This window comes from Saccharothrix espanaensis DSM 44229 (assembly GCF_000328705.1).
Classification (GTDB): domain Bacteria; phylum Actinomycetota; class Actinomycetes; order Mycobacteriales; family Pseudonocardiaceae; genus Actinosynnema; species Actinosynnema espanaense.
The window spans coordinates 2,257,204-2,273,419 of record NC_019673.1 but is presented as its reverse complement, the minus strand read 5'-3'; the positions used below and the strand labels follow the sequence as shown (position 1 = coordinate 2,273,419).

Annotated in this window: 7 protein-coding genes; 5 read left to right on the top strand and 2 right to left on the bottom strand. The window is 69.8% G+C overall.

The window, feature by feature from the left end; genetic code table 11:
* Positions 1–727: 727 nt before the first annotated feature.
* On the top strand, positions 728–1,105 hold the full coding sequence (locus tag BN6_RS10535; protein ID WP_041312537.1) for a hypothetical protein: 378 nt from the start codon (positions 728–730) through the stop codon (positions 1,103–1,105).
* Here the strand turns inward: BN6_RS10535 and BN6_RS10530 are convergent.
* On the bottom strand, positions 1,090–3,327 hold the full coding sequence (locus tag BN6_RS10530; protein WP_148302817.1) for a CHAT domain-containing protein: 2,238 nt from the start codon (positions 3,325–3,327) through the stop codon (positions 1,090–1,092). The genes BN6_RS10535 and BN6_RS10530 overlap by 16 nt on opposite strands.
* Before the next feature lie 177 nt (positions 3,328–3,504).
* Between BN6_RS10530 and BN6_RS48555 the strand changes: the two genes are divergently transcribed.
* Positions 3,505–3,777: a hypothetical protein gene (locus tag BN6_RS48555; protein ID WP_148302816.1), complete on the top strand. Its 273-nt coding sequence runs from the start codon at positions 3,505–3,507 to the stop codon at positions 3,775–3,777.
* Between the two features lie 356 nt (positions 3,778–4,133).
* On the opposite strand, the gene BN6_RS10525 is transcribed toward BN6_RS48555, so the two are convergent.
* Positions 4,134–4,883 carry a DUF6338 family protein gene (locus BN6_RS10525; protein WP_015099589.1) on the bottom strand — a complete coding sequence of 250 codons (750 nt, stop codon included), beginning with the start codon at positions 4,881–4,883 and terminating at the stop codon, positions 4,134–4,136.
* A gap of 514 nt (positions 4,884–5,397) precedes the next feature.
* Here BN6_RS10525 and BN6_RS10520 point away from each other — a divergent pair.
* The 3 genes from BN6_RS10520 to BN6_RS10510 all read left to right on the top strand — a co-directional run bounded on the left by BN6_RS10520 (position 5,398) and on the right by BN6_RS10510 (position 16,161).
* The gene (locus BN6_RS10520; protein ID WP_041312534.1) at positions 5,398–5,667 is read left to right on the top strand and encodes a hypothetical protein; all 270 of its coding nucleotides are present in this window, start codon (positions 5,398–5,400) and stop codon (positions 5,665–5,667) included.
* Positions 5,668–5,811: 144 nt separating this feature from the next.
* Positions 5,812–6,186, top strand: a complete 375-nt coding sequence (locus BN6_RS10515) for a hypothetical protein (protein ID WP_015099588.1) — start codon at positions 5,812–5,814, stop codon at positions 6,184–6,186.
* 1,209 nt (positions 6,187–7,395) lie between these two features.
* Positions 7,396–16,161 carry a SpvB/TcaC N-terminal domain-containing protein gene (locus BN6_RS10510; RefSeq protein WP_231905198.1) on the top strand — a complete coding sequence of 2,922 codons (8,766 nt, stop codon included), beginning with the start codon at positions 7,396–7,398 and terminating at the stop codon, positions 16,159–16,161.
* The last annotated feature ends 55 nt before the right edge of the window (positions 16,162–16,216 follow it).

Sequence of the window (16,216 nt, the reverse complement as noted above, 5' to 3'; positions counted from 1 at the left end):
GCCACCTGTTCCCCAGTGCGATTTCCCTGGCCAACGCAGCGGCCCTGCCGCCCACTCCGGCTGCCGGATGGACAGCGGGTCCGGCTGGCGGGTGTCACCGTACTCGTTAGCGCGCGCGGGGCTTCCCTTGTTGCCCAGCGTCAACGTCCGGCTGCCGATCTCGCGCCGCTCGTTTCGAAGGTGTCTTCTCGGGTGGTCGCGCCCACCAGCCCGCCAGCGCAGGTCTTCATGATCGATACAGTAACCCGCGTCCCGCACCTCACGTTTACGCAAGTTGGACTGTCAGGGTTGCTCTGCCAGCAAAGCCGCCGATGCCCGGTCCGTACACCTCGGGACAGATAGGCGGTCACCTCGTCCTCGACTGATCAACGACTACGAGCCTGCGTCGACCGAACGGTCCAGAACTCGTGTGCCGCCTCTAGAGGCCCTCGCAGGTTCGCCTAGGTCGCTGGGTGCCGCTGGATGCGTTCGGCGGCTCCGCACCCTTGTTGTCAGTACAGTGCCAGAGCTTCCTGCCCAGTCGCACGTGGCGCGCGATCTCGAAGCGTTGCCACATCGGGAAAACTCCGGAGCCGGTGGCCTGCGTCCACTTTTCATGGACCGCCGGTAACAGCATCGACCCGGGGCGCGATCTTACCGGTGAAGTCGCCTCCAGGAGGGATTCGGCGGTATGCGATGGTGCAACCGCAAGACCAGATCGCGCTTCCCCTCGGATATGCCACGCCGCATGGAGATGCTGGGACGGTTCGAATTCGACGTGCACGGATCCGGCATCGACTCGATCGCGATCCACCCGACCTGCATCGCGCCGTTCTGGGGATACGTGGAGGAGGACCCGGTCGGATTCATGTGCGATCTACGGGGCTTCGTCGCGGATGACGAGGGCGGGTTCGCCACCTACGGGGCGAGTTGCCTCGTCCGGGAACTGGTCCGCGGAGAACTACTCACCACGCCGGACGCTTTGGCCATCCTGGATGCCGCGATCGAGGTCAAGCGTGTTCGTCGCTTGCCGAGCGCGATGCTCAAGGGGTATGAGCGGACCCGTTGGCTGGAGGTCAACGGACCCGGGACCTGGCCGGACGGGCCCGCTCAACCGCCGGTGTAGGCGAAGGCGGCCCAGTGCCACGGGTGGGCGAACGGACGAGGCCGGCCGTACCGGGCGTCGGGAAGCGGGAGGCTCGGTGCGAACGCGGCCAGATCCTCGATAGTCGCGCCCTGGAGCCATCTCTGCGCGACGGTCAGTGCGACGGCCGGGTGCGCTCCGCCGCTCCGCCATTCGTGGTGGAACCGCGCCATCAAGTAGGCCGAGGCCAGGTCGCCCACTTTCCAGGACGCGGCGATGACGCCCGCGAATCCGAGTTGCAACAACGCCGACGGCAGGCCGATGGATTCGTTGGGCATGTCCTCACCGACGTTGAGCATGTCGCACGCTGACACGATGGCGAGCCGGCGTGGCTCGGAGTGGAACCGGTCGCGCAAGTCCCTGATGGTCACCCAGGTGTCGGTGAACCCGAGCGCGCTGTTCAGGACAGCCCGCGGTTCGACGTGGCCGTGGCACGCGATGTGCCAGACGTCGTAGGCGTGAGCGATCGGCTCGAACCGGGCCCAGGTGGCTGAGGGTAGACGGGTGCACTGATCTGACCAGACCGCCTCGACGGCGGCGGCCTCGGCAGCGGCCTGTCCCAGCGGTTGTTCCTCCCCTGCGGCCTGCGGCACGTCCGCAACGAGCACTCTCGCCGGGTGCCCGGCGAAGGCGCGGGCCCGGACTTCGCACCAGCGGAGGGTGCGCGCGTTCGGGGCGTACCTGAGCGCGGAGAACTGCCCGGCTCGACTCGGCGTCGCGTGCAGGGGCACCGAGGTCATCACGCCGACCGGCACCAGGGTGACGATCGGTCCGCGCGCGTAGTACGCCAGCAGGTCGCGCATCCCCCCGGTCCACAACCTGTCGAGGTCCCCCTTCATGAGCTGCGCCCGCTCATCGGGCGTGCCCGACTGGTCTTCGAGCCACTCCTCCACCACACCCCGGTTGAGGTCTGGCAGCCACACGCACTGCGGGTCCTGACGGCCCGCGACGACCAAGGCGTAGCCGCTCGCGTCGGCCGCCGCCACGTACACCACCGCGCCGTCGTCGGTGGCACCGGCGATATCGGCGTATTCCACCGCAGGTGCCACCGGATCTGCGCCGATGACGTCCGCGATCTCCCGGGCGACCGCCATGACGAGCGCCCACGCGGAGTGGCTGTCGCCGTGACCGTGCTCGCAGGCGTCCACCCCCGCCAGCGCGTCCCGGTAGCGGTCGAGCAGATCCGCGCGGTCGGCCTCGCACAGCGCCTGGGCCACAACAGGATCGTCGCGCTCGATCAACGCACTGAGCGCGACCGCCCGCCCGGTCTCCAGCGCCACCACCGCGTCCCGGTAGCGATGGGCACGGGCCAGCCAGTACCCAGCCTCTTCGGTGTGCTCCCGGACCGCGGCGAGCACTCGCGCCTGGGCGTCGGTGCGGTAGCGAACCCGGACGGCGACCGGAATCAGCGACACGAGGTGGTGGTATGCCTCCGCGACCGGCTCGATCCGGTTCGTTCCCAGCGCCCAGCGGACCCATGCCGTCGCCAGGCGCATTTGGGTCGTGGCGGGCGCGTTCCCGGTGCTCCGAACCGCGGAACGCCATGCGTGTAACCGCTCGTCGACGTCGCCGCGGCCGGTCAGGACGGCCAACGCGTCCTTCGCCTCCTGTGCGACGGCCTGGTTGTCCGTTCCGGGACGCCCGCACAGCGTGAGCGCTTCCCGGAGCAGGGACATCGCCTCACCGGCCGGGGTCGTCCGGTTCAGCGCCTTCTCCACGAGCAGCCGGGCCAGTGGGAGGTCCGCGGGGGTGATGTCCGCCCGTCCCCGGTCCCGCACTGTGCGGCAGGCCGCGATCGCCGCGTCCAACTGTTCGGGGACGCGCTGCGCGATCGTCCATCCGAGCATCGCGTACAGGTGGGGAAGCAGACCTGGACGCGCGCCGTCCGACGCCGACAACCCGGCCTCGACCTCCGATGCGGCGGACGAGATGTCGCCGGCCACGATGTGGGCTCGGGCCCTGAGCAGATGCGCGAGGGACGGCGAGTCGGAGAGTCGGTCGGCCGCGGCGAACAGGGGTGCGGGATCGTCGTGGATCTCGGCGACGGTCAACGCCGCGTCGGCCAGCACACCGGCCGCGAGCGCGACGGTGTGCTGGCCGTAACCCTCCGACACCAGGGCGGCCATGTCGTCCAACACCCGGACCAGGTGCTCCGGGCTCTTCCCCGCCTTCGCGTCCGCGACCACTGCCGCAGCAGCCGCCATCCGCGCCTGAACGCCGGCAGGCGATTCCCCCTCGGAGACGGGAGGTACATCTCCGGGCGGTGTCCACTCCGGTGACGCGGGCCGGGCGGCTCCGTGCAGGGCTGCTCGCATCCGCAGCGCCTCGTGACGCTTGTCCTCGAGAGCTGGAACCGAACACCAGGAGGCCCGGAGCACCTCGTGGACGGGGACCATGGCATCGACGACGTCCCCCTCTCTTCGGTGACCCACGGAACGTGGATCGACCAGGAACGTGAGGCAGGCGTCGACGAACACCCGTGCGTCGGTCAGGCGTTGGTTGTCCTCCAGATCGCCTCGCGAGGTCGTCCGGACGTCCGCGTGGAAGGCGAGCACTTCGTCCGCAGCCGCGTCCGGATCATCATTCTCGAGCGCGAGGACGACGACCCGCGCCCGCGCTTGGGACAACCACCAATCACCACCCTCGGCGCGTAACCGGGCCCCGATCCGGCGCAGATCCGCTCGAGCCGCGTCAGCTCCGGCGCGGTCTCGTGCGCGGAGAGCGTCTTTGTAGCGCCAGACCGCTAGATCGACGAGCGCGCTCTGGTAGTCGTAGGTGTCGCGAGGCGACGCCGCGCGCCCACGCAACTCGTACCCCTGGGCGTCATGCGCCCACGGCTCGGCGAACACCGGGTCGACTGGACGACCGCATCCCGGACAGGCAAACGGCCACCGACGCGGGGCTGCGTCCTCGGTCCTGTGACAACCTCCTGCGAAGCACCTCCAGCCCACGACCTGCGCACCCGACGGGGCCGAGTAGCCGAACGAGGTCCGTGGCGGTCTTCGAGCCATCAGCGACCCGCTTCAGCGGGGTCGGTGGGCGTACTCACGCCGACGGAGCGCGAAGACGTCGCCGCCGCGACGTCGTCTCCACTGTTCGCCGAGGCGAGGTAGGTGACGGTCAGGAACTGGATGTTCCGTGCGCTGACGCTCACCGCCCCGACGTTCCGCAGCAGTTGCGCGGAGGACGTGTCACCGGAACTGCGGTACGTGATGTCGTCCCGCAGAGTGAGCTCGCGGTCGCCGGACTCCTTTCCGACACGGCTGTAGCTGTGCAGGCGGCCACCGAGATACCCGCCGTCGGTGAGGAAGCAGCCGACGTGGATGGGGACCGACACGTGCTCCTCGAACAACTGCCACCAGGCAGAGGCATAGGGTTCGTCCGAAGCGCTCCGGCGAGTCGAGCGCCGGACCGCCGCTTGGACGCGCCGCGCGGCCGCCACGCCTCCCCCTGCCGTGGCGATCACCAAGAGGACTACGGCCCACCCAGCGACCCTGACCGGGTGTGCGGCTACGTACACCGCCGGGTCGAGGATGAGCCGGCCGGGATCGATGGCTCGACCCGGGAGAGCCCACCACGCACCACCGAGCACCACGAGAGCCGCGACGTCCAGCATCAGCCCCGCGAACAAGATGGTCAGCACCTCGTGGAGGGCGGTCTCCTCCGCAACCGGCCGGTCGCGGGACCACCTACGCTGAAAGACGAATCCGGGGACGAGCAGGGTGACGAAGATGATCAGTCCGCCGACGGTCGAAGGCATCTTCGCTCCTCGAGGAAGAGACGACCGGACAGTCGGTCGCCGTTGCCGGCCTTCGTGGTCACCCAGGTCCAGGCCGGGAAAGGAAGAGTAGACCATGGTCGACCCGATCAACGAAAAAACCGAAGAGGAGGATCCCTCGGTATTCTTGGGTGACCTCCGGGGCCAGCGGCGGAAGGACGACCGAAAGCTCCCGCTGTCCGACAACGCACCCGAACCACCCGATGCATCCGCATCCCCCGAACAACGACCGAGGCGATTCGGATTCATGCCGCGACGTGATCGCTGACACGATGTTGCCCACCGATTTGCCGAAAAGATGAGTGAAAGAAAACCGCCATACTGCGGAATCCGACGCCACCGTACGCTGATAGGGTGAATACGGCAGACGGCACCTCCGCGCGGTAACACTGGCCAGTGCTGTTCGATGCACTCCATACGCGTGTACCGGAACCGGCCTATCGGGCATACGGCACATGTCGTCATCGCACGCCTGCTTCACGGAAGGTCAGACACCATGGAAGTGGTATTCGGCATCACCTATATCATCGGAATGATCACGACGGCCGGGATCGCCCGCTCCCGAGCAGGCCTCGGCCAAGGGGGGCGGCTGTCGTTTTTGACCATCCTCGGCAGCTCGCGGTGGTTCCTGACCCAGATGGTGTCGATGTTCACCTGGCCGTTGTTCCTGTGCGTGTGGCTCGTCCGCGGACGCCCGAAGAGCCCTTGGAAAGTAACTACCACGAGCGCCGGCACGATGCTGATCCGCCACCGGCCAGGAAACTAGAGCACCGAAGATCGACTGCTCGACAGGCTTCGCACGGGCTGCAGTCCGAGAACGCCTCCGAGCCTGTGGGAGGCCAGAACTTCGCACTGGGTTGCTGACCTGCGGTGATCATGCATCCTGAGTCGATGGACATGATCGCGAGGTGTGGCATTACGACTGCTGTACCTGATCTTCGTCTGGGTCGTCGACTGCTTGGTTCTACTCGACCGGTCATCGGCGGCCAAGGACGTGGAGTTGCTGGTGCTGTGGCACGAAGTCGCCGTGCTGCGCCGAACCAACCCTCGCCCACGGCTGGACTGGACCGATCGCACGGTGCTCGTCGCGTTGGTGCGACGCCTGCCTGGCTGGTTACGGGAACACCGGTTGGTGACACCGGGGACCCTCCTGCGATGGCACCGGCGCCTGGTCGCGAAGAAGTGGACCTACCCCGACCGCACCGGCCGACCGCCGGTCGACGACACCATCGCGGCGTTGATCGAGCGGATGGCCCGGGAGAACAGTGCTGCGTGCGCAGCGTGAGAGCGCCTGCGCAGAGTGCGCACCGCCCCGCCGCCGAGCATCGGTTTCCCGAAGCCGGGTTGCACTACAGGGTTCCACAGACACAACCCACGCAGAACGGCCCGTCACACCACACACGGTTCGACACCGTCCAACTCGCGCTATGGATTGCAATACGTTTCCGATCGAGAACTATGCACGAAAGTCCGCAATTCTGCGGCCAAGGTCCGCGCCGCGCTCGACCATCTGATCTGCGAGCTCTCCGCCGCGGCTTTGGCCTGGAACCGACGGGACTTGCGGGAGTCCTGGACAGGGAACGCCTCGGTTACCGCCTTACGCCTTCACTAGATTAAAGCTCCTGCTGGCACTGGGGCACCGGCTACGTCCCTCGTGTGCTCGACCGGTCCAGGATGTTGATCAGGTTCGACATCGCCGGCCGGGTCGTCCCGACAGATTGGCTACGCGTGAGCGACGGCATTGAACCTCGAAGATCAGCTTCGCGTTGTGGGCGGAACCACAGGATCCCGCCCGCAACGGCCGGTCAGTCCCGCGTAGGCAGTCCGAACTGACACTCAACCACTAGACTGCCAGTGCAAAACCGCTGGTCAACCCAGGTCCCATCCTTTGGTGATCCTTCCCGAGGTCCGGCCCTCCGCAGAACCGGTCTCGCGCAGGTTGGTGTCCTCCCCGAGATCCGGCAAGGGCGGCGGCACGTCCCGAGATCACCAACCGGCAGGAGGCAACGCCGCCGCCGCTGGCCTCCGACAAGCCTCGACCTCCGCCGGACGGGGCGGCCACTGCATCTCACGAGCCGCGCTCTTCGCCCGGTCGGGTCCGAGGAACCGGGAGTTCAAACCAAGGCAGGCCACGAGGCGGCCGATCGAGGTCCAGGACGTGGCCACCGGCGGTGGCCCAATCGCGATTCACGACGCGACCGCCGAACGGGCGGCGCTCCGGCGTGGGCGGGTCATCCTCTTGGCCGAGCACGGCGAGTGCGTGCTGTCGCGGCGTGCGTCCCTCCAGGTGGGAAGCACCGGACTCCGTTGTGGGCGCGGATCACCCGCGGCTACGTTCGCGAGACCGGGAGGCGGATCGGCGGCCCGACCGGTGGTCGTGAACGCGGTTCCCCCGCAACAGCCGTGCGCGGGACCGGGATGCGCGGCCGGCCGCGCGACTCCGGGGGCTGTGGGGGAAATGGTTGTCCAACGCTTATCCGACCGTCGTTCGCGCTTGCGCCGCAACGGAGTCATCGCGAGCCTGGTCACCGCGGTGGTCGCCTTCGGGCTGACCGTGCCGCAGGTGCTCGGCCCGCTGCGCACCTCCGGGGAGGCCGGGTCCGCGGTGACCGCGCCGGAGCACCCCGAGGGGACGTCGTTCAACCCGAACGAGATCAAGGACATCAAGGCCGCCGATCCCGGGGCGGGCGTCGGCCTGATCGGACCGCCGACGGCGAACAACCAGGGCGACGCCCGGCTGAGCTACCCGTTCGAGGTCCCCAAGGGCCGCGCCGACCTGCAACCCCGACTCGCGGTGGGCTACAACTCCGCCGGCGGCAACGGGTGGCTGGGCTCGGGGTGGGACGTCACCACACCGGTGATCACGTTGGACACCCGGTGGGGCGTGCCGCGCTACCACCCCAGCCTGGAAACCGAGACCTACCAGCTCGACGGCGAGGAGTTGACACCGGTCGCGCACCGGGGCGAGCCGCGCCCCCGCACCGCCGAGAAGGTGTTCCACACCAGGGTGGAGGGTCGGTTCGACCGGATCGTCCGGCACGGCGACGGCCCGCGGAACTACTGGTGGGAGGTCACCGACAAGGCCGGTACCCGGATGGCGTTCGGCGGCGCGGACAACACCACGCTGACCGACGCGGCGGGCAACGTCGCCACGTGGGCGTTGCGCGAAGTCCGCGACACCAACGACAACTTCATGCGCTACACGCACGTCCGGGTCGCCGACGGAGGCGTGGCGAACTCGACCGTGCCGGGCGTCAACCTGTACCCGCGGCGGATCACCTACACCGGCCACGGCTCCACCGAGGGCAAGTACTCGGTCACGTTCATCCGCGACCGGGAACGCGGCGAGCCGCGCCGCGCGGACGTGTCCATCGACGCGCGCTACGGCTTCAAGAAGGTCACCGCGGACCTGCTGCGACGGGTCGAGGTCAAGCTGGAGGACCAGCTCGTCCGCGCGTACGAGCTGAACTACCGCAGCGGAGCGTTCGCGAAGACGCTGCTGGCGTCGGTTTCCCAGTTCGGCGAGGACAACCGGCTGTTCACCACCCACGCCTTCGACTACTTCGACGACGTCCGCGACCAGTCCGGCGGGTACAACGCCTTCGCCGCCGCGGTGAACTGGCACGTCGCCGACGACGACCTGGGCGTGGACATCCGCGAGGGCGAGGCGAGCGCGCTGTCGGCGACCACCTCCGCGGGCGTGGGCGGGCACCTCTACGTCGGCTACAACCCGGTCGCGCCGGTGAAGTCCGGATCGGTCGGGGTCAAGGTCGGGGCGAACGCGGGCGTGGCGGACGGGCTGCTGGCGCTGGCCGACGTCAACGGGGACGGCCTGCCGGACAAGGTGTTTCGCAAGGGCGGGTCGGTGTTCTACCGGCCGAACCTGTCCGGCCCCGGAGGGCAGCCGAAGTTCGGCGACACCGCGATCAGGCTGCCCGACCTGCCGGGCATCTCCGCGGAGAAGACCCTGTCCGGCTCGATCGGCATCGAGGGCTACGCCGGGGTCGCGGCGCAGCTCGACTTCGTGTCCACCACGACGATCTCCGACCGGTACTTCGCCGACGTCAACGCCGACGGCATCACCGACCTGGTGAACAACGGCAGCGTGCTGTTCGGCCGGCTCGACGCGAACGGGCAGCCGGCCTACGGCGCGAACAGCCTCGACACCCCCGTGCCGGTGGGCGCGGGGGCGGTGTCCGGCACGATCGTGGGCGACCAGACCGCCGAGTTCCAGCGCCAGGTGGACAACTCCCCGCTGCTGGACGGCGTGCGCCGGTGGGTCGCGCCGTTCGACGGGACCGTGCGGGTCGACGGCCGGGTGCGGCTGGTGGCCGACAACGGGCCGGAGCGCGCCGCCTACACCAAGGCCGACGGCGTCCGGGTCGCCATCCAGCACAAGGACACCGAGCTGTGGGCGCAGCGGATCGGCCCGCGCGACTACCTGGAGTTCGCCCCCACCGGCGTCGACTCGATCGCGGTCCGCAAGGGCGACGCCGTCTACTTCCGCGTCCAGTCCATCCTGGACGGCAAGTACGACGAAGTGGCGTGGGACCCCCGGATCTCCTACCTCGGCGTCCCGGCGGGCACGGACGTCAACGGTCTGGACAACTCGACCTACCAGGCTTCGCGGGACTTCACGCTGGGCGGTCGGCCGTCGCTGGTGACCGCGCCGCTGACCGGCACGCTGCGGCTGACCGGCGACGTGGGCAAGGGCGCGACCTCCGACGACGTGACGGTGGTGATCGCTCGCGAGGGCACCGACTTCCAGGGCAACCCGACCTCCACCGACGTGTTCCGGAAGGTGCTGCCCGCCGCGTCCGCCGGCACCACGCCGATCGACCTCGGCGTCCCGGTGTCGCGGGGCGAGAAGCTGTCCTGGCGGCTGCGCGTGGACTCGCCGATCGACGCGGGCGCGGTGCGCTGGGTGCCGAAGGCGCACTACACGGCCGCGCAGGGGGTGGACTCCGTCGTCGACTCCGCGGGCCACCCGACGATCGTCGTCAACCCGCCCTACGACCTGGACCTGTACCCGGTGAACACGCTCACCGCGCCGCAGCAGTCCTACAAGGTGACCAGGACCGGCACGCTGACCGCCCAGCCGAACATCAAGATGAACTTCAACACCGACAGCCGCGAGATAGTGTTCACGGTGAAGAAGCGCGGCGGGCAGGTGCTGGCCAAGCGGGTCATCGGGATCAAGTTCGGCGTAGGCGTGCCACCCGAGTTCACCAGGGTCACCACGCCGGTCACCGCCGGCGACGAGCTGTTCTTCGACCTGTCCACCCTGGACTCGAAGATGCCCGGCGTGCTCACCGAGCAGTCGGTGAAGGTGAGCTACGACGGGTCGACGTGGACGCCGGTCCCCAGCGCGCTGCACGCCCCCGCCGCGCCGAGTGGGGCGTTCGCGCAGCCGTACCGCGGGTGGGGCGCGATCGGCTACCAGGCCAACAAGGACCGGGCGACCCGGCCCATCGCGCAGGCCGAACTCGTGCTCGACCAGAGCTTCCGCGACAGCCTGCCCGCGCAGCCCAGGGAAGCCGACGTGCCCGGGTTCACCGCGAACCCGAGGGTCGATGCGCCGCGGATCACCGTGTTGGTGCCGCTGCCCGCGAAGGGGCGGTGGGCCGGCTCGGACGAGAACACCTGGGTCTCCGGCGGCGGCACGTCGAGCTCGCGGCTGGGCCTGGACACGATCGACGTGCTCGCCGACTCCGACATCGCCGGGGCCAGGGGGGTGCCCCGGCGCGGGCGGACGCAGCAGATCTCGGCCACCCTCGCGGCGGGACCGTTCGGCGGCACCGCGATGGTGGGCACGACGGTGGGCGAGGTCGACTTCCTGGACCTCAACGGCGACAAGTTCCCCGACGTCGTCGGGTCGCGCGAGATCCAGTACTCGGACATGGTCGGCGGCCTGGGCAGCACCCGGGGCACGCTCGGCGGCAACGTGCGCGAGACGGACTCGTTGGCGGGCAACGTCTCCGCCAACGCGGGCAGCCCGGCCCGGACCGTCGGCACCGCGCGCGGCACCGACACGCCGTCGGGCGACGGCTCGGCCAACACCTCCCGGACCGGCGCGGAGATGCCGTCGCTGGGCATCGGGGGCAGCCTGGGCGGCGGCGAGTCGGACGCCAAGGTCGATCTGATCGACATCAACGGCGACGACCTGCCGGACAAGGTCTACGCCAACGGCGACGCGGCGCTCAACCTCGGCTACGGCTTCGCCGCCCGCGAGCCGTGGCCGGGCGGCCCGGTCAACGACGCGCAGACCCGCAACGCCGGCGTGAACCTCGGGTTCAACCTCGACAGCTACGGCTTCGCCGGGGGCCTGTCGGCGACGCTGGGCTCGTCCAAGACCAACGCCACGCTCACCGACGTCAACGGCGACGGCCTGACCGACCGGGTGTTCACCGACGGCGCGAACCCGATCAAGGTGGCGATCAACACCGGCAGCGGCTTCGGCCCGAAGGTCCCGTTCCGGGGCGGGTTCGCCGACATCGCGGCCGACGAGAACGCCAACCTCGGCGGCGGCGCGTACTTCACCTTCGGCTTCTGCTCGCCCGGTGCGGGCTGCGTCGTGTTCAACCCCGGCGTGGACACCTCGATCGGCATCGGCCGCGCGAAGGTGGCGTTGCGCGACATCGACGGCGACGGCCTGGCCGACCACGTCAAGTCCGGCCGGGACGACGAACTCGTCTACGCCGCCAACAGGACAGGCCGGACCAACCTGCTCAAGTCGGTCTCCCGCCCGATGGGCGCGCGCATCGACCTCGACTACACCCGCACCGGCAACACCTACGACCAGCCCGAGTCCAAGTGGGTGCTGGCCCGCACCGCCGTGCACGACGGTCACCCCGGCGACGGGGTGGACACCCGGCTGACCACCTTCCGCTACGAGCGGGGCCGGCACGACCGGCTGGAACGCGAGTTCCGCGGCTTCGGCAAGGTGGTCACCGAGGTCCGCGACCCCGGCACGGGCGACGCGGTGTACCGCGGCACCACCGAGGAGTTCCGCACCGACAGCAGCTACACCCGCGGCCTGGTGAGCCGGACGCTGACCGCGGACGGCGCGGGCCGGCCGTTCAACGAGACCGTCAACACCTACCGGCTGCGCGACGTCGACACCGGCGGCGACGCGAACCCGGCGGCCACCACGGCGACGGTCCACCCGCAGTTGGTGAAGGTGGAGAAGCGGTTCTACGAAGGCGCGGCGACCGCCGGGAAGTCCACCCACGTCGAGAACTCCTACGACGACCACGGCAACCTGACCCGCTCGTTCGACGCCGCCGACGAAGGCGCCGACGACGACGTGGAGGCGACCTTCACCTACACGGCGTCGAACCCGGCCTGCCGCGAGCGCAACATCGTCGGCACGGCCGACTCGGTGCGGGAGACCGGGTCCGGCATTCTCCTGCGCCACCGGCAGGCCGCGGTGGACTGCGCGTCGGGCGAGGTCCGGCAGGTCCGCGAGTACCTGGCCGACGGTACCGCCGCGACCACGGACCTGGACTACTACGCGGACGGCAACCTCAGGAAGGTGACCGGGCCGGTAGACAAAACCGGCCGACGCTACGAGCTGGAGTACGGCTACGACACCGTCGTCGGCGTGCACGTTGAGTCCACAGTGGACAGCTTCGGTCTCCGGTCGACCGCGACGCACGACCTCAAGTACGGGCTGCCCGACCGGACCGTGGACCAGAACGGCCGGCAGTTGCTGCGCTCGTACGACAGCGTCGGCCGGCTGGAGGCGGTGACCGGGCCGTACGAGATCGGCTCGGGCCGGCCCACCATCGCCATGGAGTACCACCCCGAGGCCCCGGTCCCCTATGCCGTGACCCGCAACACCGACCGCACAGCGACCGGAGTGCGGGCCGACACCATCGACACCGTCTCGTTCACCGATGGGTTCAAGGCGGTGGTGCAGACCAAGAAGGACGCCGCGGTCGCGACCACGCCCGGTGCGGCCCCGGCGGACGTGATGATCGTCTCCGGCCGCACGAAGGTCGACTTCCTGGGGCGGGTGACCGAGAAGTACCACCCGGTGACCGAGCCGAAGGGCGCGGCGAGCACCACGTTCAACCCCGCGTTCGACGCGGTGCCGCCGACCCGCGACACGTTCGACGTGCTCGACCGCACGGTGTCGTCGGTGTTGCCGGACAACACCTCGACCAGCGCGGCCTACGGGTTCGGCCCGGATCGCGGCGGGGTGACCCGCTTCGAGAAGACGGCCACCGACGCCAACGGCAAGCAGCGCCGCACCTACACCGACGTGCGCGAACTCCCCACGGCGGTGAAGGAGTTCAACGCCGCCAGCGGCCAGCCGGTGCTGTGGACCAGCTACGAGTACAACCCGGTGCGGCAGATCACCGCCGTGGTGGACGACAAGGACAACGCCACCCGCTCGTCCTACGACAACCTCGGCCGCCGCACGGTGTTCGACAGCCCGGACAGCGGCCGCACCGAGACCCGCTACGACCTGGCGGGCAACCTGGTCGCGAAGGTCACCGCGAACCTGCGGCAGGCGGACAGGGCGGTCGAGTACGACTACGACTACAACCGCCTCAAGGGCGTCCGCTACCCGACCTTCCCGGCCAACGACGTCAGCTACACCTACGGCGCGCCCGGCGCGGCGGACAACACCGCCGGCCGGATCAGCGAGGTGCGCGACGCGGCCGGCACAGTCACCCGGGGCTACGGCCTGCTGGGCGAAATCGCCAGGGAGACCCGGACGGTGACCCCGCCCGGCAAGCCCACCAAGGCTTTCACGACCACGTGGGCGTACGACGCGTTCAACCGCGTGCTGCGCCTGACCTACCCCGACGGCGAGGTGCTGACCTACGACTACGACTCCGCCGGCCAGGTCGACCGGGCGAGCGGCGTCAAGAACGGGACCGGCACCACCTACCTGGCCCGGCTGGACTACGACAAGTTCGGCCAGAAGCTGTTCCAGGAGACCGGGACCGGGGTGCGCACCGCCTACACCTACGACCCGGCCGACCGGCAACTGGCCAACCTGAAGTCCCGGCTGGCCGACGGGTCGGCCTTCCAGGACATCACCTACACCCGTGACCGGGTCGGCAACATCACCAAGCTGGCCAACGCCGCGCCGGCGTCGTCGGCGGTGGGCGGCCCCAGCACCCAGGCCTTCGGCTACGACGAGCTCTACCGGCTCACGTCGGCCAGTGGCGAGTACACCGGCAAGGACGCCAAGCCCAACCGGTACTCGCTCACCATGAGCTACGACTCGATCCACAACGCCACCACCAAGACGCAGCGGCACACCATCACCGGCCCGGCGGGTACCGCGTCCCCGTCGCCGTTCACGCTGTCGTCCTACGACCGGGGCACGCCCTCCGGCCCGGTCGAGACGCCCGACGACGACCCGGCGGCCCACGCCGACGTCCAGGACAAGACCAGCTACGACTACACCTACAGCTACCAGGGCGAGAGGCCGCACGCGCCCAGCCGGGTCGGCCCGATCACCCAGGACCACGACGACAACGGCAACCTGACCGACTCGGTCAACACCGGGACCAGCCCGAGCAAGCGCCGCCAGTTCGTGTGGGACGAGGAGAACCGGCTGGCGTGCAACGAGGACGGCGCGGTCGCCACGGTCGCGCAGGCCCCCGCGAGCTGCGCTGGCGCCACGGTCCGGTACCTCTACGACGCCAAGGGCGAGCGCGTGGTCAAGCAGGGCGACGGGCTGAGCCTGTACCCCAGCGGCAACTACAGCGAACGCGACGGCACCGGCTACAAGCACGTCTTCGTCGGCGACACCCGGCTGGCCACCAAGACCGTCGAGGCCGACGGCGCCGCCGGGACCGACGCGTCCTACTTCCACGCCGACCACGTGGGGTCCGCCGGGTACGTCACCGACGGCCAGGGCCGGCTCGTGGAGCACCTGGAGTACTTCCCGTTCGGCGAGACCTGGGTCCAGGAGCGGGCCGGCTCCTCCGGGGGCTCCCCGCCCTACCGGTTCACCGGCAAGGAACTCGACGAGGAGACCGGTCTCTACTACCACGGGGCCCGGTACTACAACCCGAGAACGCAGCTGTGGACGAGCCCGGACCCGGCCCTGCCGGACTACTTCGACACCAAGACCGCCGGCGGCGTCCACGAACCCCGCAACCTCGCCGCGTACACCTACGTCCACAACGACCCGGTGAAGCTCGTGGACCCGACGGGCAAGTGGCCCAAGCTCAAGATGCCGTCGAAGGACACGTGGAAGAAGATCGGGCACACCACCCTGGACGTGGCGGGCATGGTGCCGGTGGTCGGCGAGGCGGCGGACCTGGCCAACGCCGGCTGGTACACCGCCGAGGGCGACTACACCAACGCCGCGCTGTCGGCCGCGTCGGCGATCCCCGGCGCGGGTTACGCGGCCAACGCCGCCAAGTACGGCAAGCACGCGGTGGACGCGGCGAAGGCGGCGGACAAGGCGGGCGACGCGGTCCGGGCCGTCGACAAGACCGCCGACACGGCCAAGGCCGTGCCCGCCCCGGCGAAGGCCGACGCCACGTCGTGCGCGCGGCACAGCTTCCCCGGCGCGACGCCGGTCGTGATGGCCGACGGCACGCGCAAGCGGATCGACGAGGTCGAGGTGGGGCAGGCGGTCCTGGCGACCGACCCCGCCACCGGCGAGACCGTCGCCCGCGAGGTGACCACCACCTGGGCACACGACGACGAGCCCGAGCGGACCGAGGTCACGCTGGACGTGGACGGCGAGCGCGGCACGGCGACGTCGACCCTCACCGCGACCGACTGGCACCCGGTCTGGGTGCCGGAGGCGAAGGCGTGGGTGCCGATCGGCGACCTGCGCGTCGGCTCCTGGTTGCGGACGTCGACGGGCACGTGGGTGCAGGCGGTCGCGGTGCGCCACTTCACCGCGCCCGACCAGGTCCACGACCTCACGGTGGACGGCCTCCACACCTACTACGTGACCGCCGGGCCCGCCGACGTCCTGGTGCACAACTGCGGCAACGACCAGGGCGTCTACGTGTTCCAGGACCGGACGGACCCGGCGGGGCGGCCGTACGTGGGGGAGTCGGACAACCTCACCAGGCGGCTGGACACCGAGCACGTCGGGACCGGCAAGCGCTTGCCGGGCGACCCGGTCGTGTGCGTGCACGTCTGCGGCGGCAAGAACGAGCTCCACGGCGCGGAGGCCGGACTCATGGATTCCCTCGGTGGCAAGGCGAATCTGAGCAACAAGCGGAACTCCCCGGGGCACAACCCCAAACGCGCGCAGTACTACCAACCCTGACGAACCCGGCCCGCTGCCGACGATCCGCCGCGCTGCCCGACGGGTTCGACCGCGG

Coding starts and splice junctions, on each gene's coding strand:
- BN6_RS10520 (WP_041312534.1), top strand. CDS start 5,398: ATGGAAGTGGTATTCGGCATCACCTATATCATCGGAATGATCACGACG.
- BN6_RS10525 (WP_015099589.1), bottom strand. CDS start 4,883: ATGCCTTCGACCGTCGGCGGACTGATCATCTTCGTCACCCTGCTCGTC.
- BN6_RS10530 (WP_148302817.1), bottom strand. CDS start 3,327: ATGGCGGCTGCTGCGGCAGTGGTCGCGGACGCGAAGGCGGGGAAGAGC.
- BN6_RS10535 (WP_041312537.1), top strand. CDS start 728: ATGGAGATGCTGGGACGGTTCGAATTCGACGTGCACGGATCCGGCATC.